General features: G+C 74.1%; 24 protein-coding genes and 1 pseudogene. 7 read left to right on the top strand and 18 right to left on the bottom strand.

The genetic code is table 11. The annotated features are described in order from the left end of the window. Nucleotides 1-118 precede the first annotated feature (118 nt). The 4 genes from ABD946_RS01455 to ABD946_RS01440 all read left to right on the top strand — a co-directional run bounded on the left by ABD946_RS01455 (nucleotide 119) and on the right by ABD946_RS01440 (nucleotide 2,799). Nucleotides 119-580 (top strand): hypothetical protein, encoded by a 462-nt coding sequence (locus ABD946_RS01455; RefSeq protein ID WP_345279224.1) that lies wholly within the window; start codon nucleotides 119-121, stop codon nucleotides 578-580. A 119-nt stretch (nucleotides 581-699) separates the two neighbouring features. After that, nucleotides 700-1,947 (top strand): multidrug effflux MFS transporter, encoded by a 1,248-nt coding sequence (locus ABD946_RS01450; protein ID WP_345279222.1) that lies wholly within the window; start codon nucleotides 700-702, stop codon nucleotides 1,945-1,947. A 115-nt stretch (nucleotides 1,948-2,062) separates the two neighbouring features. After that, entirely contained in the window at nucleotides 2,063-2,305 is a 243-nt protein-coding gene (locus tag ABD946_RS01445; RefSeq protein WP_345279220.1) for a hypothetical protein, read from the top strand. Continuing rightward, on the top strand, nucleotides 2,302-2,799 hold the full coding sequence (locus ABD946_RS01440; protein ID WP_380150527.1) for an SsgA family sporulation/cell division regulator: 498 nt from the start codon (nucleotides 2,302-2,304) through the stop codon (nucleotides 2,797-2,799). The genes ABD946_RS01445 and ABD946_RS01440 overlap by 4 nt, the downstream gene beginning before the upstream one ends. Before the next feature lie 21 nt (nucleotides 2,800-2,820). Here the strand turns inward: ABD946_RS01440 and ABD946_RS01435 are convergent, their stop codons facing one another. Continuing rightward, the gene (locus ABD946_RS01435) at nucleotides 2,821-3,870 is read right to left on the bottom strand and encodes a hypothetical protein (RefSeq protein ID WP_345279218.1); all 1,050 of its coding nucleotides are present in this window, start codon (nucleotides 3,868-3,870) and stop codon (nucleotides 2,821-2,823) included. Between the two features lie 446 nt (nucleotides 3,871-4,316). Here ABD946_RS01435 and ABD946_RS01430 point away from each other — a divergent pair, with 446 nt between their 5' ends. Beyond that, nucleotides 4,317-4,913, top strand: coding sequence for an aggregation-promoting factor C-terminal-like domain-containing protein (locus ABD946_RS01430; RefSeq protein WP_345279216.1), 597 nt, complete (start codon nucleotides 4,317-4,319; stop codon nucleotides 4,911-4,913). Nucleotides 4,914-4,995: 82 nt separating this feature from the next. Here the strand turns inward: ABD946_RS01430 and ABD946_RS01425 are convergent, their stop codons facing one another. The 7 genes and pseudogenes from ABD946_RS01425 to ABD946_RS01395 form a co-directional block, all read right to left on the bottom strand. After that, nucleotides 4,996-5,934, bottom strand: a complete 939-nt coding sequence (locus tag ABD946_RS01425; RefSeq protein WP_345279215.1) for an ABC transporter substrate-binding protein — start codon at nucleotides 5,932-5,934, stop codon at nucleotides 4,996-4,998. 77 nt (nucleotides 5,935-6,011) lie between these two features. Further along, nucleotides 6,012-6,692 (bottom strand): ABC transporter permease, encoded by a 681-nt coding sequence (locus tag ABD946_RS01420; RefSeq protein ID WP_345279214.1) that lies wholly within the window; start codon nucleotides 6,690-6,692, stop codon nucleotides 6,012-6,014. Continuing rightward, nucleotides 6,689-7,360: an ABC transporter permease gene (locus tag ABD946_RS01415; protein ID WP_345279213.1), complete on the bottom strand. Its 672-nt coding sequence runs from the start codon at nucleotides 7,358-7,360 to the stop codon at nucleotides 6,689-6,691. Before ABD946_RS01415 ends, ABD946_RS01420 begins: the two co-directional genes overlap by 4 nt. Next, nucleotides 7,350-8,426, bottom strand: a complete 1,077-nt coding sequence (locus tag ABD946_RS01410; RefSeq protein ID WP_345279211.1) for an ABC transporter ATP-binding protein — start codon at nucleotides 8,424-8,426, stop codon at nucleotides 7,350-7,352. The genes ABD946_RS01415 and ABD946_RS01410 overlap by 11 nt, the downstream gene beginning before the upstream one ends. 238 nt (nucleotides 8,427-8,664) lie before the next feature. After that, nucleotides 8,665-9,051, bottom strand: a pseudogene (locus ABD946_RS01405) (rhodanese-like domain-containing protein); the annotation flags it as partial. Next, a complete protein-coding gene (locus tag ABD946_RS01400) occupies nucleotides 9,048-9,545 on the bottom strand; it encodes a cysteine dioxygenase (protein ID WP_345279207.1) in 498 nt (165 codons plus the stop codon). The gene ABD946_RS01400 and the pseudogene ABD946_RS01405, both read right to left, overlap by 4 nt. 322 nt (nucleotides 9,546-9,867) lie before the next feature. Next, complete coding sequence (locus tag ABD946_RS01395) at nucleotides 9,868-10,584, bottom strand: hypothetical protein (protein WP_345279205.1); 717 nt, start codon at nucleotides 10,582-10,584, stop codon at nucleotides 9,868-9,870. A gap of 170 nt (nucleotides 10,585-10,754) precedes the next feature. Between ABD946_RS01395 and ABD946_RS01390 the strand changes: the two genes are divergently transcribed. Continuing rightward, a complete protein-coding gene (locus tag ABD946_RS01390; RefSeq protein WP_345279203.1) occupies nucleotides 10,755-11,021 on the top strand; it encodes a GlsB/YeaQ/YmgE family stress response membrane protein in 267 nt (88 codons plus the stop codon). Nucleotides 11,022-11,093: 72 nt separating this feature from the next. Here ABD946_RS01390 and ABD946_RS01385 read toward each other — a convergent pair whose 3' ends face one another. The 5 genes from ABD946_RS01385 to ABD946_RS01365 all read right to left on the bottom strand — a co-directional run bounded on the left by ABD946_RS01385 (nucleotide 11,094) and on the right by ABD946_RS01365 (nucleotide 14,508). Continuing rightward, the gene (locus tag ABD946_RS01385; protein ID WP_345279201.1) at nucleotides 11,094-11,981 is read right to left on the bottom strand and encodes an ADP-ribosylglycohydrolase family protein; all 888 of its coding nucleotides are present in this window, start codon (nucleotides 11,979-11,981) and stop codon (nucleotides 11,094-11,096) included. Between the two features lie 114 nt (nucleotides 11,982-12,095). Next, entirely contained in the window at nucleotides 12,096-12,686 is a 591-nt protein-coding gene (locus ABD946_RS01380) for a TetR/AcrR family transcriptional regulator (protein ID WP_345279199.1), read from the bottom strand. Between the two features lie 38 nt (nucleotides 12,687-12,724). Continuing rightward, entirely contained in the window at nucleotides 12,725-13,729 is a 1,005-nt protein-coding gene (locus tag ABD946_RS01375) for an aldo/keto reductase (RefSeq protein WP_345279197.1), read from the bottom strand. A gap of 72 nt (nucleotides 13,730-13,801) precedes the next feature. Beyond that, nucleotides 13,802-14,200 carry a (4Fe-4S)-binding protein gene (locus ABD946_RS01370; RefSeq protein ID WP_345279195.1) on the bottom strand — a complete coding sequence of 133 codons (399 nt, stop codon included), beginning with the start codon at nucleotides 14,198-14,200 and terminating at the stop codon, nucleotides 13,802-13,804. Next, a complete protein-coding gene (locus ABD946_RS01365) occupies nucleotides 14,200-14,508 on the bottom strand; it encodes a GNAT family N-acetyltransferase (RefSeq protein WP_345279193.1) in 309 nt (102 codons plus the stop codon). Before ABD946_RS01365 ends, ABD946_RS01370 begins: the two co-directional genes overlap by 1 nt. Before the next feature lie 555 nt (nucleotides 14,509-15,063). Between ABD946_RS01365 and ABD946_RS01360 the strand changes: the two genes are divergently transcribed. Next, nucleotides 15,064-16,374 carry a M20/M25/M40 family metallo-hydrolase gene (locus ABD946_RS01360; protein WP_345279191.1) on the top strand — a complete coding sequence of 437 codons (1,311 nt, stop codon included), beginning with the start codon at nucleotides 15,064-15,066 and terminating at the stop codon, nucleotides 16,372-16,374. 208 nt (nucleotides 16,375-16,582) lie between these two features. On the opposite strand, the gene ABD946_RS01355 is transcribed toward ABD946_RS01360, so the two are convergent. From ABD946_RS01355 to ABD946_RS01335, 5 genes are all read right to left on the bottom strand, one after another. Continuing rightward, nucleotides 16,583-17,209 (bottom strand): DinB family protein, encoded by a 627-nt coding sequence (locus ABD946_RS01355; protein WP_345279189.1) that lies wholly within the window; start codon nucleotides 17,207-17,209, stop codon nucleotides 16,583-16,585. A gap of 84 nt (nucleotides 17,210-17,293) precedes the next feature. Then, a complete protein-coding gene (locus ABD946_RS01350; protein WP_345279187.1) occupies nucleotides 17,294-17,860 on the bottom strand; it encodes a YdeI/OmpD-associated family protein in 567 nt (188 codons plus the stop codon). 45 nt (nucleotides 17,861-17,905) lie between these two features. Continuing rightward, nucleotides 17,906-18,214 (bottom strand): hypothetical protein, encoded by a 309-nt coding sequence (locus ABD946_RS01345; RefSeq protein ID WP_345279185.1) that lies wholly within the window; start codon nucleotides 18,212-18,214, stop codon nucleotides 17,906-17,908. A gap of 178 nt (nucleotides 18,215-18,392) precedes the next feature. Continuing rightward, complete coding sequence (locus ABD946_RS01340; RefSeq protein ID WP_345279183.1) at nucleotides 18,393-18,959, bottom strand: PIN domain-containing protein; 567 nt, start codon at nucleotides 18,957-18,959, stop codon at nucleotides 18,393-18,395. A 1-nt stretch (nucleotide 18,960) separates the two neighbouring features. After that, a complete protein-coding gene (locus ABD946_RS01335; protein ID WP_345279181.1) occupies nucleotides 18,961-19,425 on the bottom strand; it encodes a helix-turn-helix domain-containing protein in 465 nt (154 codons plus the stop codon). Nucleotides 19,426-19,547 lie beyond the last annotated feature (122 nt).

Raw genomic sequence — 19,547 nt, 5'->3', positions numbered from 1 at the left:
CGGGGTCACGTACGTCCCGGGGTGGAGGCGGGAGCGGTACCTCGTGCCGACGGTCCGGCGGATGCGGCCGGACAGGATGGAGAGCGCAGACGGACGGACGAGCGTGAGGAGCGGCGGCATGGGTGGCGCGGGCAAGGTGACGGCCGGGATCGTGGCGGCGGGAGCGGTGGTGACCGCCGGAGTGGTGGTCGCGGCGCCGATGGCGCGGGACTGGGCCGAGGGCCGGCACCAGCAGCAGGCCGCGTACGACAGCGGGACGGCCGCCAAGCAGGACCGCGCCTCGGTCCCGCGCTGGCTGCCGGACGGGGCGACGGGGGTCTCGTACCTGATGTCCACCACCGGCGGCGACCGGCTGATCCGGGCCACCGTGCCGGGCGGGGCCGCGCCGGCGGAGTGTCAGAAGGGACTGCCGGACGGCCCGGTCAAGCTGCGGGCCTCCTGGTTCCCGGACGAGGCGGTGGCCCGGGCCGACTGGCGGTGCGGGCTCTACAACGTCGCGCTGATCGGCGATCAGCTCTACGGCTGGCAGGACGACGCCGTGGTGGTCGCCGCCCGCAAGGCCGGGACCACCACCGAGTGAGGGCCGGTCGGGACGGGCGCCGCGGGGAGCGATCGGGAGTAGTCGGTGGGGGCGGGTACCGGTCGAGGGTTCGGGTGCGATAGGACAGGTGGCACCCGCTCACCTCGCAAGGAGCCCCATTGACCACCGGCACCGGTTCCATACCCGGGACCACGACCGACGACGCCACACCCACGGCGGCGCCCGGCAAGGCCACCATCGTCGTGCTCGGCAGCCTGAGCGCGCTCGGTCCGCTGACCACTGACCTCTACCTGCCCGCCCTCCCGTCGTTGCGGGAGGACCTCGGCACCACCTTCCCGGCTGTCCAACTCACCATGACCGCCTCGCTGTTCGGCCTGGCGCTCGGTCAGCTGCTGTTCGGCACGCTGAGCGACCGGCACGGGCGCCGCCGCCCGCTGCTGACCGGGATGGCGCTCTACACGGTGGCCACCGTGATCTGCGCGCTGGCCCCGTCGATCCCCGTCCTGGTGGCCGGACGCTTCCTCCAGGGGATGGCCGGTGCGGCCGGCCTGGTGATCGCCCGCGCCATCGCCCGGGACCGCTACGAGGGCGTGGCGATGGTCCGCTTCATGGCCTCGCTCGGACTGATCAGCGGACTGGCCCCGATCTTCGCCCCCGCTCTGGGCGCCCTGCTGCTGAAGCTCACCGACTGGCGGGGCACCTTCGCCGTCCTGGTGGTCTACGGCACCGTCGGCACGCTCGCCGCGATGTTCCTGCTCGCCGAGTCGCTGCCGCCCGAGCGCCGGCACCGGGACGGCCTCGGCAGCACCTTCCGGGCGATCGGCGGCCTGCTCCGCGACGCGCGCTTCGTCGGCTACGTGCTGACGAGCACCTTCAGCTTCGGCGCGCTGTTCGCCTACGTCGGCGGCTCCTCGGTGGTGATCCAGGACGTCTACCAGGTCTCCCCGCAGACCTACAGCCTGATCTTCGCGGTCAACTCCCTGGCGGTGGTGGGCGCCGGGCAGCTCAACGGGCGGGTGCTGGTGCACCGGGTGTCGATGAACCTCCTGCTGGTGACCGGCATGGCGGCGGCGGCGCTGGCCGGCACCGCCTTGATCCTCTTCACCACGGTCTGGCACCTCGGCCTGCCGGCGGTCTGGCCCGCGCTGTTCGTGCTGATGGCGGGCATGGGCATCGCGCTCCCGAACTCCTCGGTCCAGGCGCTCACCCTGGCTCCGCACGCGGCGGGTTCGGCCTCGGCCCTGCTCGGGGTCGGGACGTTCACCTGCGGTGCGGTGGTCGCTCCGCTCAGCAGCCTGGGCGAGCGGCCGTCGGTGGCGCTGCTGGGCGTGGTCGTGCTCGGCTGCGGGGTGGCGGGCCTGCTGTCCTTCGCGCTGCTGTGCCGGCCCTGGCGGCAGGCTGTGTGACGGTCTGTCAGGAAGCCACGATCGAGTGAGTGTCCTGGGGTAGGCGGAGATCGTTGTTCCGGTTGTGAGTGTGAACCGGGGTGTGGGCGGCAGCAGTGAAGAAACGATTCTGCTGGTGGAGTGCCCGATCTTCGCCGACCTGGTGGGTCGGTGGCGGCGGGCCGGACGGGCGGTGCCGGGCGAACTCGACCGCGAGTGGGACTCCCTGACCGCCCCTCCGGCCGCCCGCGCCCGCCCGCCCCGCCCACCGGGCCAGGACCCGTCGGTCCTCCCGGTCGGCCCGGTCCTCCCGGTCGGCCCGGGGCCGTGGGCGGTCGGGCCGGGCGGTCCCGGCTACGCGGGAGCGGTACGGCGATGACCCACCGCAGCGCACCGCGCGTCCCCGCCCAGCGCACCAGTGCCGGCGGCTGCGTCATGCCGCTCGACCTCTCCCTGGTCGCCGGACCCGGCCTGCGCGTCCCCGTCGCCGCCTGCCTGCGCTACTCGGCCCTCGACCCGTACGCGGTCCACCTCGACTTCCACCTCGGGCAGGGCATGCCCGTCCGCTGGACCTTCGCCCGCGAGCTGCTCGCCACCGGCCTGCACGGCTGGGCCGGCACCGGCGACGTCTCGGTCTTCCCGGGCACCGACCAGGACGTCCGGCACACCTGCCTCTCCCTCGAAGGCGACACCGGCACCGTCCTCCTCCTCGCCCCCACCCCCGCCGTCACCACCTTCCTCGCCCACACCGACCGCCTCGTCCCGCCCGGCACCGAGGCCCGCCACGTCGACCTCGACACCCTCCTCACCCGCCTGCTCGACGGGCCTGATCCCGGCTTCGGCTGGCGCGAGGGGTTCACCGACCTGGACTGACGCGCCGTCGGGCCGGGTGCCTCAGCGGGTGCCGCGGGCGAGGAGGCGGGCGCGGGCGTGGGCGGCGAAGTCGGGGCCGGCGGCGGTGGCGGCGGGGTCGGCGGCGGTGCCGCCGGGCTTCACGGTGCCGGAGACCGTGTAGTAGGTGTAGCGGCCCACGGCGGCGTGGGTGTTGGTACAGCCGGCGGAGGTGCAGAAGGAGGTGGCGCCGGCGGGCACGAGGCCCTGGATCTGGCCGGTGTGAGCGGCCGTGGCGGCGTCGGCCTTGGCGCGTTCGGCGAAGACGGCGACGCCGATGGTGACGGCGCTGTTGCCGGAGGTGTAGGTGGCGCGCAGGAGGGTCTGGCAGCCCTGGGGGGAGATGACGTTGCCCAGGCCGCCGGTGGTGCCGTTCCAGCAGGGCGAGGTGGCGGCGGTGGTGAGGCGGGTCCAGGTCCTGCCGCCGATGCCGAGCGTGGTGGCGGGGAAGAGGGAGTTGGCGTCGAGCGGGGCCGTGTCGGTGGTGGCCGAGGAGATCACCGTCAGCGGGTCCGGCGGGGTGGTGCCGCTCGGCGGGGCGGGGGGAGCCGCGGCGCTCGCGGTGGCGGTGCCCTTGGCGGAAGGGGCGGCGGAGGGCTTGGCGGAGGGGGTGGCCGGTGCCGAGGTCGATGCGGATGCCGAGGGGGAGGGGGAGGCCGAAGGCGAGGGGCCCGACGGGGCCGGGGTCCCGGGTGACGGAGTGTCAGCCGGAGCGGGGGCGGAGACGGAGGGGGCGTCCGGGGCGGCGGCCGGGGGAGCGGTGGGCTCGGCGCCCCGGCCCAGGAGGAGCGCCGTGGTGGTGATGGCGCCGACCAGGAGGACGGCCCCGGCGACGGCGCCGCCGTTGCGGAGCTGCCGGCGGCGGCGCTGGCGCTGCTCGTGCCGGTCGGCGAGGGCGGACCAGTCGGGCTCGGTGGCGTCCGGCCGGGCCCACCCGTGGGTGGCGGTGCCGGTGGCCGGTGGGCCGAAGGCGGGGAGGGCGGACGGCGCCGGGGCGGACGTGTCCGGTCCCGGTGTCTGCTGCGGCTGCCGGCCCGTCACCCCGTCGCTCATGGGCCGTGATCCTAGAGCATTCGAACGTCGGTGCGCGTACCCGTCCGGGTACGGAGCGTGGCAGGGCGCGTGAGGCGGGCCACAGTGGAATCGAAGGCGGGAGGGGTGGAGGAGGACGGGTTCGCCGTGCGGTGAGGCGGTCAGCGGCCGAAGGTGCAGGTGCCACTACGACCCGGCGTCGTAGGTGGAGCCCTTGATGGCAGGTAGGGGCCGCGTTAAGACTGGTGGAGTCGCAAGGCGCTCCCGCCCGTCGCACCGGCCACCCCAGGGTCCGGGCCGGTCCGGGGGGAGCGCACCGTCCGGCGTCCGGTGCAGACCGGGGCGCTCACGGCCGGTGGCGCGGCTGCCCAGGGGAACGGCGATCGGCCGTCCGGGCGGCGGAGTGCCCCGAGTCGGTCCACACGATTGAGGTCGTCCTCTCCATGCGTAGTTCCCTCCTTGCCGTCATGCGCCGTCGTACCACCCTCGTGGTGGCCTCCGCCGGTCTGGCGACCGCCTGTGCCGCCTCCGTGGTGGCCGTGGCGCTCCCGGAGGAGAAGGCCGCCGCCGCGGCGGTCGAGGTCACGCACGTCCCGGCGCCCGAGCAGCAGGCCGCGCAGGCCCAGGTCCAGGTCGAGGTCCAGCCCCAGGCCCAGCAGGCCCGGCCCGAGGCTCAGCAGGCCGTCGGCGAGCAGCCGAAGCAGGAGCAGCAGGAGGCGGCCGCCTCCCGGTCCGAGCAGCGCTCCGACCTCTCCGCGGCCACCCGCGCCACCTCGCCGAGCGCGGTGAAGGAGCTGGCCCGCGACCTCGTCCCGGCCGCCCAGTTCGCCGCGTTCAGCAGCATCATCAGCCACGAGAGCGGCTGGAACTTCAAGGCCACCAACGCCTCCTCCGGCGCCTACGGCCTGGCCCAGGCCCTGCCGGGCTCCAAGATGGCCTCGGCCGGTGCCGACTGGAAGACCAACCCGGCCACCCAGATCAAGTGGGCCCTGGCGTACATGAACGACCGCTACGGCAGCCCGAACGCCGCCTGGGCGTTCTGGCAGAACCACCACTGGTACTGAGCAGCGCGGACGCGTCGGCCCCGCACCCCCTCGAAGGGGTGCGGGGCCGACGCATGGTCAGTGCAGTGCAGTGCAGTGCAGGTCAGACCAGGCCGTTGGCCTTCAGCCAGTCCTTCGCCACCGCCGACGGGTCCTCCTTGTCGACCGCGACGCGCTTCATCAGCGCGGTGAGGCCGGGGGTGTCGAGCTTGGCGGAGACCGCGTTGAGCGCGGCCGTCGAGGTGGCGTCCACGCCCGCCTTGTTCACCAGCGGCAGCACGTTCTGGCTGGAGAACACCGACTTGGGGTCGGCCAGCGGGACGAGCTTCAGGGTGACGACCTTGGGGTCGGTGGTGAAGACGTTGCCGATCTGGATGCTGCCGTCCTTGATGGCGTTGGCGGTGGTCTCGCCGGTCGGCTTCCACTCCTTGAACGTCAGCCCGTAGACGTCCTTGAACTGCTGCTCGCGGCGGCTCTTGAACTCCGGCGGGCCGCCGATCACGAAGTCCGCGGACTTGCCGGCCAGGTCCGCGATGGACTTGAGGCCGAGCTTGTCGGCGGTCTCCTGGCTGACCGTCAGCGAGTCGTTGTCCTGGGCGGCGGAGGAGTCGAGCACCGTCAGCTCGGCCGGCAGGGTGGTGTGCAGGGCGGCGTTGACCGCCTCGGTGCCGCCGGTGAGGGCCGTGCTCTTGGGGTCGAGGTAGCCGAGCAGCGCACCGTTGTACTCCGGCAGCACGGTCAGGCCGCCGCTCTTCAGCTGGCCGTAGAGGATCTCCCGGCTGCCGACGTTGAACTTCTCCTCCACCTTCACGCCCTTGGCCTTGAGGGCCTGCGAGTAGATGGAGGCGAGCAGCACGTTCTCCGGGAAGTTGGCCGAGCCGACCACGACGGTCTTGCCGGAGGCCGCGGAGGACGCCGCGGCGGAGCCTCCGGCGCTCGGACTGGAGGCGGCCAGCGGGTCGCTGCCGCCGGAGGAGCCGCAGGCCGCCGCGCCCAGCAGGAGCGCGGTGGCCGTGACGGTGCGGAGCAGACGGGTGGTCATCGAAGGTTCCTTCTTGGCAGGTGAGTTGGGGTTGACGTGCCGGTGGTGCGGTCGAGGGGTCCGGGGCGGCCGGGCGGTCAGCCGGCGGGGCGGCGGACGGGGCGGCTGCCGGGTGGCAGCGAGTACCGGATCAGCAGGGCGAAGAGCAGTTGGGCGGCCAGCGCCAGCGCCACCACCAGCACCGCGCCGCCGGCCACCACGTAGTACTTGCGCAGCGCCAGTCCGTCGATGACGTAGCGGCCCAGGCCGCCCAGGCCGACGTACGCGGCCACGGTGGCGGTGGCGATCACCTGGATGGTGGCGGTGCGCAGCCCGGCCAGCAGGCTGGGCAGGGCGGCGGGGATGCAGACCTGGCGCAGCACCTGGGGGTGCGTCAGGCCGATCCCCCGCGCCGCGTCCCGCAGTTGGGGGTCGGTGCCGCGCACGCCCTCGACCGCGCCGACCAGGAGCGGCGGGATGGCCAGCACCACCAGCGGGACGATGGTGGAGGCCCTGCCGACGCCGACCAGCAGGACGACCAGGGTGACCAGGCCGAGGGTGGGCAGGGCGCGGGCGGTGCCGGCCAGCACCGTCACCAGGACGGCGCCCCGGCCCAGGTAGCCGAGCAGCAGTCCGAGCGGGACGGCCAGCAGGACGGCCCAGGCCAGCGATTCGGCGGTGAAGGCGAGGTGCTCGGCGAGCCGGTGGGTGATGGCGTCCGGCCCGCTCTGCTGGGCCGGGTCGGTGAAGAAGGCGCGCAGCCAGTCGATCCAGTTCACCGCAGCCCGCCTTCCGGCCCGGTGGCCCAGGGCGCGAGCAGTCTGCGGGCCAGCAGCAGCAGGCCGTCGACCAGCAGGGCCAGCAGCACCACCAGGACGATCCCGGCCAGGATCGGGGTGGTGAAGGTCCGCTGGAAGCCGTCGATGAACAGGTAGCCCAGCGCGCCCCGGCCGATCAGCGCGCCGACCGCCGCCATCGAGATGGAGGAGACCGCGGCGACCCGCAGCCCGGCGACCAGGTACGGGACGGAGGCGGGGAGTTCGACGGCGGTCAGCCGGCGCCACGGGCCGTAGCCCATCGCGGTGGCGGCCTGCCGGACGGAGTCCGGGGTGGCCCGCAGCCCCTCGACGGTGGTGGGCAGCATCAGGGCCACCACGTAGCAGGTGAGCGGGATCGTCACCGCGCTCGTCTCGGCCGGCCCGGTGTACGCCACCAGGATCACGAAGAGTGCCAGGGCGGGCAGCGCGTACACGGCGTTCAGCACCACCGCCACCGGCTGGTAGATCCGCGGGTGGCGGGCGCAGAACAGGCCGAGCGGCACCGCCAGCAGCAGGCCGACGAGCACCGGCGGCAGCGCCAACAGGGCGTGGTCCAGGGTGAGTTGCGCCAGGTAGCCGAGGTGGTCGGCCAGCCAGCCCCAGCGGATCAGCGGTTCGTCATCGGGCACCGCCGTCACCTCCCGGCGCGGCGGGCGCCACGGTGGGCCCCACGGACGGGCCGAGCGCGTCCAGCACGGCGGCCCGGTCAGCGGTGCCGGTGGCGCGGCCCTCGGCGTCCAGCACCACGGCCAGCCCGGCGGGGGAGAGGACGGCGGCGTCCAGCGCGGTGCGCAGGGTGTCGGTGGCGGGGTGGAAGCCGAAGGCGGAGTGGGCCGCGTGCTCGGGGTGCCGCCACTGCGACGGGCGTCCGTCGGCGTCGAGTGCGAGCAGCCAGCCGTCCGCGCCGCGACGCTCGGCGAGGGGGACGGTGGCCACCTGGCCGGCCGCGCGCAGGCCCAGGCCGCGCAGGCCCCGGTCGCGGCCCAGGAAGGCGGCCACGCCCTCGTCCGCCGGGGCGGTCAACAGGGTGTGCGGGTCGGCGAGTTGGGCTATTCGGCCGTGCTCGCGCAGCACCACCACCTGGTCGCCCAGCCGGACGGCCTCCTCGATGTCGTGCGTGACGAACAGCACGGTCTTGTGCAACTCGCCCTGCAGGCGCAGCAGTTCCTCCTGCAGCCCGGCCCGCACCACCGGGTCGACCGCACTGAAGGGCTCGTCCATCAACAGGACCGGCGGGTCAGCCGCCAACGCCCGGGCCACGCCCACGCGCTGCTGCTGCCCGCCGGAGAGCTGGTGCGGGTAGCGTCTGGCGGTCTCCGGCGGGAGGCCGACCAGCTCCAGCAGCTCGGATGCCCGGGCCCGGGCCCGCTTGCGGTCCCAGCCGAGCAGGTAGGGCACGGTGGCCACGTTGTCGATCACCCGACGGTGCGGGAAGAGCCCCGCCTGCTGGATCACGTAGCCGATGCCCCGGCGCAGCTTCGCGGCGTCCAGCCCGGCCACGTCGGCGCCGTCCAGCAGCACCCGGCCGCCGGTCGGCTCGACCATCCGGTTCACCATCCGCAGGATGGTCGTCTTGCCGCAGCCGGACGGGCCCACCAGCACGGTGATCCGGCCGGCGGGCACTTCCAGGTCCAGGCCCTCGACGGCAAGGGTGCCGTCGGGGTGGCGCTTGGCCGCGCCGTCGAATCTGATCACGGGGTTGCAGTTCCTAGTCGTGGCGCCCGGTCCCCGGGCGTCGGCTGTCTGTCGATCATGAGGACACTGACCTTTGCCCTGCCCGCCCGGAGGGTAAACCCGCGGTCGGACAGAGCATGGCTGGTCAGCTGGTGTCCCGTCAGGTCGAAGGGGATCGGTCGGGTGCTACTCCGTCAGGTCCCGAGGTCTCCTCGGCGAGCAGCCGGGCCTCGTCCAGGGACGGGTTGCCGCCCCGGACGGTGGGCAGTCCGGCGGCGGCCCAGGCCCGGAAGCCGCCGTCCAGGTCGGTGGCCCGGGGCAGCCCGATCTCGCGCAGCGCGGCCGCCGCCAGGCTGGAGGTGTACCCCTCCGAGCAGAGCACGATCACCTCCAGCTCCGGCCCGGTGGCCTCCGGGATCCGGTGGCTGCCGGCCGGGTCGAGCCGCCACTCCAGCACGTTCCGCTCGATCAGCAGCACGCCCGGGATCTCGCCCTCCCGGGCCCGCTGGGCCTGCGGCCGGATGTCGACCAGCAGCGCTCCGCGCCGCTGCGCCGCCGATGCCTCGGCCGGGCCGGGGCGGTGCACGCCCTCGCGGCTGCGCGCCAGCAGGGCGTCGATGCCGCTGGTGGGGAGGTCCTCGCTCATGCCCACTCCTCCTTGCGCTCGTACGCCGTCTGCACCAGGCCGCCGGCCCGGAGCTCGTAGCGGGCCATCTCGCTCAGCGGGGGCGAGTAGGCGTGGATGGTGACCGCCGGGCCGTTGCCGGTGTTGCGCACGTCGTGCAGGAAGTCCGGGCCGAAGGAGCGCACCGTCCCAGCGCTCAGGTTCCGCACCTGGAGGTCGTGTTCGGGCCCGGAGAGGGACAGCTCGGCCAGCTCGCCGAGCGCCACGGTGAACGCCCCGCGCGAGCCGCCGTGGCCGTGGAAGCCGGTGGACTGGCCGGGCAGCCAGCTGATCAGCCAGACCTCGTGGTCCTCGGTGAGTGCGAGCCGCTCGTACCAGCGCTGCTCGGCGGAGAGCCGCACCCGGGGCAGCCAGCCGGCCGGGCGTTCGGCCAACTCGCTGACGATGGTGCGCAGTTCGGTGAGGGAGAGCGGCTTGGCGGTGCCGTGCGGGGCGTGGTCGAGCTCGACGGTCATGGCGGTCCTCGGGTAGCCGAATGCGGCCGGCCCATGCGGTGGCCGGCCGTGAAGGCGGAGCGGTGTGCGGGTGCTGCGGGGCGTGCCGCGGCCCTGGGGGTCTTCACAGGGCGGGGGAAGGGTGACGCGACGGGGCGGAACGCGTCAGCAGGCACACATGTCGCTCGCCTGGCGTCGCAGATCGACGTGCAGGCGGCAGACCAGGGTGGTGCCGGTGTCCATGGAAGTGATCCTGACGGCGGTCGGCGACGGAGTCAAGCACGTCCCGCCTGCTGAGAGCGGCGCCGGACCGCCCGGGAGGACGGTCCGGCGGCCCGGAAGCTCAGGCGGTGCCTTCCCCGTCGAGGTCGAGGTCGGCGAAGTCCACCGTCCACGCGGGCGACGGCTCGACCGGCTCGACCGGGAAGCCGTACGTGGAGAAGGTGAGCTCGTAGTACTCCGAGTTGTTTCCCGATCGGGCCAGCAGCGGCACGGGGGTGGCGGTGTCGGAGAGCTCCACCAGGGCGCCGTGCCGGTCGGTCAGCCGGATCCGGCCCTCGCTCCCGCCGTCCCGGCGCAGCTGCCCGGGATCCTCGAGGGCGCGGGCCAGCGTGGCCTGCCCGATGACGGAGCGGCAGAAGAAGCCGGCGGAGGGGTACTCGTCCGCCGTGAAGCGGACGTAGGCCTCCGCCAGGCGCAGGTCACCCGAGGGCGTGCGGCCGGTGGTGCCCTTCGTCCAGTAGTGGTCGGCGATCTGGATCAGCACCATCCGACCGCCGTCGTCCGTCTCGAGGTCGTGGGTGCACCGGCTGCCGTCCAGCTTGACCGAGACCGTGCCGGTCACCCGTCGGCCCGTCACCATGGCGTCGAGGCGGGCCGTGACGGTGCCCCGGGCCGCCGCGTTCCGTCCCGCGAGGCTCGCCAGTTCCGGGGCGGAGAGCCCGGCGGTGGCGGAGACGGTCGGAGTGGCGGGCGGCGACGGCGACGGGGCGGCCTGGGTGCAGGCGGTGGCCGCCAGGACGAGGACGGCCGGCAGTGCGCGGAGACGGAACGGTGCCACGGTGCTTCCCCCCGGAAAGCTGGGACGGTGTCAGGTCACCAGCATGACAGAGGAGTTGAACACGTTCAAACTGATCTCCGGTCAGCTCCGGGAACCCGTGCGGCGGTTGGCGCGTCCTCTTCCACGGACCGCCGCGCATGGGCGGTGACGGGGAAGGGCAGGACCACACCATGGGCATCATCAGTTGGATCATCCTCGGCCTGGTGGCCGGGGCCATCGCCAAGTTCATCCTGCCGGGGCGGGACCCGGGCGGGATCGTCGTCACCACGCTGATCGGCATCGCCGGCTCCTTCGTGGGCGGCTGGCTCTCCAGCGCCGTCCTGGACCGGCCGGTGGCCACCAGCTTCTACGACCCGGCCACCTGGATCGCCGCGATAGCGGGCTCCTTCGTGCTCCTGGTCGCCTACCGCATCCTGTTCGGCAACTCCCGGGACTGAACGCGCCCCGGCAGCACCGCGCCCCGGCACCGGATCGTTCCGGTGCCGGGGCGCGGCGTCGTTCACGGACCGTCAGAGGCCGTCCGGCAGTGCCTCGCGGGCGTCCCACCACGGCCCGGGCACCTGGTCCAGGCCGGTGCGCCCGGCCACCACCCCGGCGGTGATGGCGCAGGTGGTGTCCATGTCGCCCCAGCCCTCCAAGGTGCACCAGATCGCCTCCGGCAGCCGGTCCAGCCAGCGGGCCGCCGACCAGAGGGCGAACGGCACCGTGTCCGGCCCGGACATCTGCCGGCCCGAGCCGAGCACCACGGAGGCGTGCCGCACCGAGGTCCCGTCCGGGAGCCGGGCGGCGATCAGCAGACCGGAGCGCACGTCGCTCTCCGGCAGGTGGCCGGCCACCTCGGTGAGGAAGTCGGCCGGCTCCGGCGCCGCACCGCCGCGGGAGCGCACGGCCAGCGCCGTCGCCACCGCCACGGCGACCGCCCCGGCCACCGCCTCCGGGTGGAAGTGGGTGACCAGCGCGGAGCGCCGGGCCTGCTCGGCGGCGACCGCCAGGTCCCCGGCGAACCAGGCCCCCAGCGGGGCGACCCGCATCGCGGCGCCGTTCCCCCAGGAGCCCTGGCCCTCGAACATCCCCGAGGTGACGCTCCGCCAGTCGGCGCCCTCGTGGATCGCCCGGAGCACCTGGTGCATGGACCCGCCGTACTTCCGACCCGGGTACGCGGTGTACTCGGCGGCGAAAGCGGCCGCCAGCGCGTCCGGCTCGACCTCGCCGTACTCGACGAGGTGCCGGTACAGCACCACGGCCTGCGCGGTGTCGTCGGTCCAGTGCCAGGGCGCCGGGCGGACCCGACGGGACGTCAGTTCGGCGGCGGCCTCGTCCGCGATCACCTGGAACCAGCGGTCGCCGAAGGCGTCGCCGAGGGCCAGGGCGTGCAGGCTCTCCAGGGGTACGGACATGGTGCGGCTCTCCTTCGGGACGCGGTGGTCAGGAGCCACCATCGTCCCGGTCCGGGGCACTGCCCGGCGACCGAATATCCGCCGTGGCGGCCCGGTGCCCGCCGTGACGGCCCGTCAGGCCGCCAGACCGGAGAGCAGCAGCGCCCAGACCGACTCGAAGTCGGCCTCGCAGCGCGGGTCGGACCACTCGCCCGCGAACACCGGGTCGTGGAAGTGGGCGGTGGCCTGGAAGACCGCCCGGGCGGTGGCGTCGGTGTCCATCGGACGGAACTCGCCGGTGCGGACGCCGTCCGCCAGGATCACCGCGATCTGCGCGGCCAGCGTGTCGACGTGCTCCTCGACCGTGCTGGAGAGCTCGCCGACCAGGGTGAGGTAGGTGGCGAACAGCTCGGGGTCGTCCGTCGCCTTGTGCCGCTTGGCCGCGAAGAGCGTGGCCAGCCAGCGGCGCAGCCGCTCGGCGGCCGGGCCCGGGTCGGCGGTGACCGCGGCCAGCTCGTGGTGGGCCTGGTCCAGCCAGCGCTGGGTGACGGCCTCGCGCAGCGCGGCCTTGCTGGGGAAGTGCCGGTAGACGCTGCCGTGGCTGACGCCGAGCGCCCGGGCGATGTCCACCACCGTGGCCTTGGCGGGCCCGTACCGCCGCAGCACGTCCTCGGCGGCGCTGAGGATCTGCTCGGAGGTCAGGGCACTGTCGCTGGGCACGGTCATCCTCTGCTCGGGTGGCGGCGGCTGGGCCCGGCGGCGGGTCAGTGCTCGCTGTCGAGGTGGGCCATCTGTGCCGCAGCGTACCTGTCCCCGGCGGCGGAACCGGCCGGGACGGCGGCCTCGATCGCGGCCAGGTCGGCCGCGGTCAGCTCCAACTGCCGTGCGCCGAGCGCCTCGGCGAGCCTGTCCCGGCGGCGGGCACCGACCAGCGGCACGATGTCCGCGCCCCGGGAGGCGACCCAGGCGATGGCGACCTGCGCCACGGTGGCGTCCTTGGCCCCGGCGATGGCGCGGAGCTGCTCGACCAGCCCGAGGTTGTGGGTCAGGTTCTCGCCCTGGAAGCGCGGGCTGAAGCCGCGGAAGTCGGTGGCCGCCATCTCCTGCCGCCCGCTCCAGTGGCCGCTGAGCAGGCCGCGGGAGAGCACGCCGTAGGCGGTCACGCCGATGCCCAGCTCGCGGGCGGTCGGCAGGATCGTCTCCTCGATGCCGCGGGAGAGCAGCGAGTACTCGATCTGCAGGTCGCTGATCGGGTGGACGGCGGCGGCCCGGCGCAGGGTGTCGGCGCCGACCTCGGAGAGGCCGATGTGCCGGACGTAGCCGGCCTTGACCAGCTCGGCGATGGCGCCGACGGTCTCCTCGACCGGCACGGCCGGGTCCAGCCGGGCCGGGCGGTAGACGTCGACGTGGTCGGTGCGCAGGCGGCGCAGGGTGTAGGCGAGCGCGGTCTTCACGGCCTCCGGGCGGGCGTCGTAGCCGAGCCAGCTGCCGTCCGGGCCGCGCTGGGCGCCGAACTTGACGCTGATCTGGACGGAGTCGCGGCCGCGGCCGCGCAGGGCGTCGTGCAGCAGCAGCTCGTTGTGGCCCATGCCGTAGAAGTCGCCGGTGTCCATCAGGGTGACGCCCGCGTCGAGGGCGGCGTGGACGGTGGCGATCGACTCGGCCTCGTCGGCCGGCCCGTAGAGGTCGGACATGCCCATCAGGCCGAGGCCGAGGGCGGAGGTCTCCGGGCCGGTGGCGCCGAGGCGGGTGCGGGAGGTGGTGGTCATCAGGTGCTCCAAGGGATGGCGGGGGCAACTGACGTCAACTATGACATGAGGGATGACAGATTTCAATATCTGTCAGTCCCCCTCTGTTCCGCAGGTTCCCGAGCGGTCGCAGTACGGGGCCTCGGCGGTGCGGCCGCAGCCGCAGAGCATGGCGCGGGTCGCCGCCCGTTCCCCGATCCGCAGCTCGCCGCGGAGCAGCAGGCGGCCGTCCTCGGTCCGGGTCACGGTGGTCGGGCGGTCCGGGGGTTCGGTGCCGCCGGGTGTGAGCAGGTAGGTGAGGGCGCCGGTCGGGCAGCGCCGCACGACCGCGGCGACCACCTCGGGGGCCGCCGCGCCCGGGGTGATCCAGGGGCGCCGTCCGGTGTCGAAGACCTCGGGGAGTCCGCCCACGCACTCGGCCGCGTGGCGACAGAGTCCCGGGTCGAAACTGACGGAGACCCCTTCGGCTCGGTACTCCTTCGCGGGGGCCATCAGTCGCTCACCCGGCTCCGGTTCTCGTAGGCCAGGTCGGCGTACTCCGGGTGCCTGAGCATCCAGGCCTTGATGAAGGGGCAGGTGGCCAGCACCGGCAGCCCGCGCCGGCGCGCGTCGTCCAGGGCGGCCCGGGCCAGCATCCCGCCGATGCCCTGGCCCTCGAATCCCGGGTCCACCACGGTGTGCGGGTAGACCACCAGCCGGTCGTTGCGGATGTACTCGGCGAATCCGGCCAGCTCCCCGGCCACGGTGGCCTCGAACCGGCTGTTCATCTCCACGTCATGCACCCGGACTGCTTCTGACATTGTCGGCCCCTTGGTCGATCGTGGATGACGGAGGGTCAAATCGGGACGAAACCCACCCTACGTGCGCGGCGGCCGCCGGAAGGCGGCACTGGTTCCAAAGGCTGACCTTCCGTCACCCATCAGGCGTGGATCGGACGCTGGACGGCGCGGTTCGCGGCGCGGCCACCGTGTTCCGGGTCCACAGTGGAGGGGAGCGCGGCCCCGGCCGATCCGGGCCGGGAGCGCCCCGGAAGGCGGCTGGCCCAGGCCTGTCGCCGGTGCGGGGAGCGCCGGGCCACTCGCAGGGAAACGAACGAATCTTCTAGGCTCGCCTCGCGACTTCCCCCGTGCCGGTGCCCGTCCGCACCGGCACGCGGGAGCCGCCGTCCCACGGGCCCCGGGCCGAGCCGGGGTCACCGGACCGAGCGAGGAGGACGCAGTGTTGCCCAGCCCGAGGTCGCTCCACCTGCCCTGCCCCGAAGGCGCCCGGCGCGCCGGGGCCGCCACCCCACCACGCCGGCTGCACCCGACGGCGGGTCAGGCGTCGAGTACCGGCAGCGGTCGGGGAGGCGAGCGATGACCACCCAGTCCGCCCCCGGCCAGCTGCCCGCCCTGGAACTCGACCGCCCGGCCGAGGGCCGTTCCGCGGAGAACCGCTCCGCCGAGAACCGCTCCGCCGGGGCCGATCCCGCCGGGAGCCGCCCCGCCGAGGCCGCCGACACCGGCGCGCTGCCCGGCCTGCCGGCCGCCCTCCGCTCCCGGGCCGGCACCCTGGCCGGCCCCGTCCGCCGCCGGATCGCCGAGCTGGCCCGGATGGAGTCGCCGACCGCGGACACCGTCCGGCTCAACCAGCTGGCCGAGGAGTTGGCCGCCGGGTACGCCGCCACCGGCGCCACCGTCCGCCGGGTCCCCAACGAGGCCGGCGACCACCTGGTGCTGGACTGGGCCGGGCGGCGCGAGGACCTCGCCCCGGTGCTGATCGTCGGCCACCACGACACCGTCTGGCCGGCCGGCATCCTGGCCGACTGGCCGGTGGAGGAGCAGGACGGGGTGCTGACCGGCCCCGGCGTCCTGGACATGAAGGGCGGACTCGCCCTGGTCGAGGGCGCGTTGGCCCTGCTGGCCGACCTCGGCCAGCGCCCGCACCGGCCGGTGCGGCTGGTGGTGGTCTCCGACGAGGAGCTCGGCAGTCCGGACGGGCGCCGCCTGGTGGAGCGTCAGCTCAGCGGCGCCGCCGCCGTGCTGGGCCTGGAGCCGCCGCACCCCGACGGCCGGCTGAAGACCGCCCGCCGCGGCAGCAGCCGGGTGCGGCTGACGGTCACCGGCAAGGAGTCGCACGCGGGCAACGACGCGGCCCTCGGCGTCTCGGCCGTCGACGAACTGGTCGACCAGCTGGTCGCCGTCCGGGGCCTGATCTGCCACCCCGACGCCGAGCTCAACGCCGGCCGCATCCTCGGCGGCACCCGGGCCAACGTGGTCGCGGGCCGGGCCGAGGCCGAGCTCGGCCTGCGCTTCGCCACCCCCGAGGCGCAGAGCCGCACCCTGGACACCCTGGCCCGGCTCACCCCGCTGCGGCCCGGCGCCAAGGTCCGCGCCGAGGTGGTCTCCAGCCGCCCGACGTGGCCCGTGCGCACCGGCGACCCGCTGCTGCGCCACGTCCGTTCGCTGGCCGCCGCCCTCGGTCAGCAGCTCGACGGCGCCCCGGCCGGCGGCGCGGGCGACACCAACGCGGCCGGCGCCCGCGGCCTGCCCACCCTGGACGGCCTCGGCGCGGTCGGCGCCGGCCCGCACGCCCGCCACGAGCACATCCGCACCGACCTGCTGGCCCCCAGGATCGCCCTGCTGGCCGCCCTGCTCGCCGTACCCCTGCCCCGCCTGCGCGGCTGACCGTCCCTCAGGGCCCGCCGGGTGCCGTCCCGGCGGGCCCTGAGGGGTGCGTCAGTGCGCTCACCACTCCTGCTCCTGCTCCTCGCCGACCCGGCGGTCCCGCAGGGCGCACGAGTGCGTCAGGGCACTCGCCCCTCTCCTCGCGCCCCCGCCCCTCCCTGCTTCCGCTCCTCGCCGACATGGCGGTCCCGCAGGGCGCATCGGTGCGTCAGTGCGCGGAGTACCGGTACAGGTCGCGCAGCAGGGCGATCTCGGCGCCGTGGTGCAGCAGCTCCTGGTTCACCCACCAGACGATCTCGACGAACGGCTCCTCGGCGTCCCCGCCGTAGGGGTAGGTGCAGTACCCGACGGTGTCCAGCGCGGCGTCGCCCGCCGCGAGCAGGGTGTTCCGCCAAGCCGTCGCCGCGGCCTCGAAGTCGGCCACCGCCTCCGCCGCCGTGCCCGGCACCGGCAGGTCGTCCCGGTCCAGCGAACGGGTGCCGTCGGTGTGGTCGGAGCGCAGCCACAGCATCTCGGTGAGGTGGCACAGCCGCCAGGCCAGCGTGGTGAACGGGGTCGGCTCCGGGTGCGGCCACGGCGCCGAGTCCCGCCCCCACTCGCCCTCGCCTCCGCCGACCAGGAACCCGGCCGCTTCGCCCGGCCCCTCCGACCGCCGCCGCACCGACCAGCAGCGCGGCACCGGCTCCCAGCGGTACTCGTGGTCGGTCATGGTGACCACCGCGACGTCCAGCCCGTTCCCGCTGTTGACCGTCGGCCCGGCCATCCGGTCGGTGAGCCGCTTGCGGGCGAAGTCGAACTGGGCGAGCAGGGGCGCCAGGCGCTGAGGGGTCGTCATGGGGCGAACCCTGGCACGGCGGACGCTCCGTCCGCGACCGGGTTACGGGGCCGCGACCGGGTTACCGGGCCGGGGCCGGTTCGGTCAGCCCGCGCCGAGCTGCCGCAGCGCCCGCTCCAGCCGGCTCGCCCGGCTCTTCGGGGTGAGGGCCTGGAGCAGCGGCAGCATCAGCTGGTAGCGGGCCGTCCGGTCCAGCCCCTCGAACGCGGCGGCCGCCGCCGGATCCTCCGCCAGCGCCGCCGCCAGCTCGGGCGGGACGACGGCGGTGCTGGCCGGCGGGTACGCCCCCGCCCAGCGGCCGTCCTGCTGGGCCCGCCGCACCTCGGCCAGCCCCGGCTCGCGCATCCGCCCGGCGGCCGTGAGCTCGGCGACCTTCTCCACGTTCACCAGCGACCAGAGGCTGCGCGGCCGCCGGGGCACGTACCGCTGGAGGTACCACTGCCCGTCCAGCGACCGCCGCTGCCCCGACACCCACCCCCAGCACAGCCCGACGTCCACCAGCTCCTGCTCCGTCACGGACGGGACCCCGGCCCCCTTCTTCGCGACCTTCACCCACACCCCGTCCACCCGCCCGTGATGCTCCGTCAGCCACCCCTCGAACGCCGCCCCGTCCGCGAAAGCGATGACCTCGACCCCGTCCAGCTGCTCCATCCACCCAGGCTAGCCACCCGCCCCGACACCCCGTCAGGCCGCCGGTCACGTGTCGCCGACGGCCCGCCAGGCGTCGTCCAGCCGCCCGACCTCCTCCGGGGTGGCGGAGATGAGGCGGCGCCACGCGAGGGGGCGGCCGTGCGGGTACCCCGTGAGATTGCCCAGCACGCTCTGGACCGCCTCCTCGTCGACCTCGCCGGGCCAGGCATCGGCGATCGCCGCGATCTCCTCCCTGGTACACCCCGTCAGGGTCTGGAACTCCCAGTCCTCGAAGAACGGCCCGTGCACCGCAGCGTCCAGGCACTCCTGGACGATCCGCAGCTCCCGTTCGGTCATCCAGTCACCGGCGCGCATGCGGGCATGCTCCCACCGGCCGGGGGAGTCCTGGGGGAGGTGCGGGGGGTGGGTCGCGGTGGAGACGGAGTCCGAGCCGAAGCCGGGACTGCCCCCACCCCCCGTAGCCGCGAGCCCCGAAGGCGTTCCGTCCGGCCGATGCGCAGCACCGTAGCGCGGCCCGCTGACAGGGTGACGTTCAGTCGGTTGATTCCCTGCCGAGCCGGAGGGCGGTCACCGACTCGTTCAACCCCGATCGCTCCAACTGGGTGAGGGTGTCCTCGAAGGTCTGGGCGGGGTTGCGCCGAGAGGTGGCGATCTCCTGGATGCACGAGTAGACGATGCGGTCGTCCAGGCCGATGAGATCCATGACGAACTGGTCCGCGCTCTTCAGCTCGACCCCCCACATGGCGAGGTAGTCGGCCGGGAAGTGCTTGCGGTTGTTGCTCACGATGACCTGGGCGTTGGCCTTGATGGCGGCGGCGAGGACGTGGCGGTCGTCCGGATCGGGGAGGCGCAGTCCCTCGATGAGGTCGTCGAATCCGCTCACCAGGCTGTCGCGGACCGCCCGGTTCATCAGATCCCGACGCCTCGTCAGGGTCGCGGGAGGGATGTCGAGCTTCTTGGCAAGGTTGCGGTCGACCTCGTCCAGGATCAGGTCTGACCAGCGCGCCCGGACCAGGCCGCCGAGTGCGACCCGGATGAGCAGGTCCCGCAGGGTGTTCGGGTACAGCACGCACGCGTCGTAGAGGACGACGAAGGCCATCTCAGAGCAGTCCCAGTTCCTGGTCCAGGCGCACCAGTTCGTCGGCGGCGTCCTTGCGCCTGGCATCGTCCTCGCGCAGGTAGTCGCGCAGGTCCGCCATCCGGATGCGGCGGTGCCGGCCGACCAGACGGTGCGGGATCTTGCCGGACTCGAGGAGGCCGATCAGGTAGGGACGCGAGACGTTCAGCATGTCCGCGGCCTGCTGGGTGGTGAACTCGGCGTCGACCGGCAGAATCTGCACGCCCTGGCCGTTGGCCAGTGCCGCGAGCATGGAGGCGATCATCTCCGCCACCGGTCGGGGTAGGACCAGAGCCTCGTCCCGGGCACCCGTCTCCAGGTGGACGTGGATGTCCTCGTTGCTGTCCGCAGTGCGTGACAGGTAGTCGTTGACCCTCCGCAGCGCGCGCTGGGCCTCGGCCGCGTCGATGGCTCCGGGTTCTAGCTTCTTGCCTCCGGCTGTGCGCATCTCATAGCCCCCAATCTTGTATTCGAATTATTCGCAACAAACGAAGCAGACGCAAGTCCCAGGGGTGACGATTCACTCACTTTGCGTAGCCGTGGGGTGTGTGGCGCCATTGGGCCTGCCGC

Source organism: Kitasatospora albolonga (assembly GCF_039535905.1).
Taxonomy (GTDB): Bacteria; Actinomycetota; Actinomycetes; order Streptomycetales; family Streptomycetaceae; genus Kitasatospora; species Kitasatospora albolonga.
This window is presented reverse-complemented; position numbering and strand designations above follow the sequence as displayed.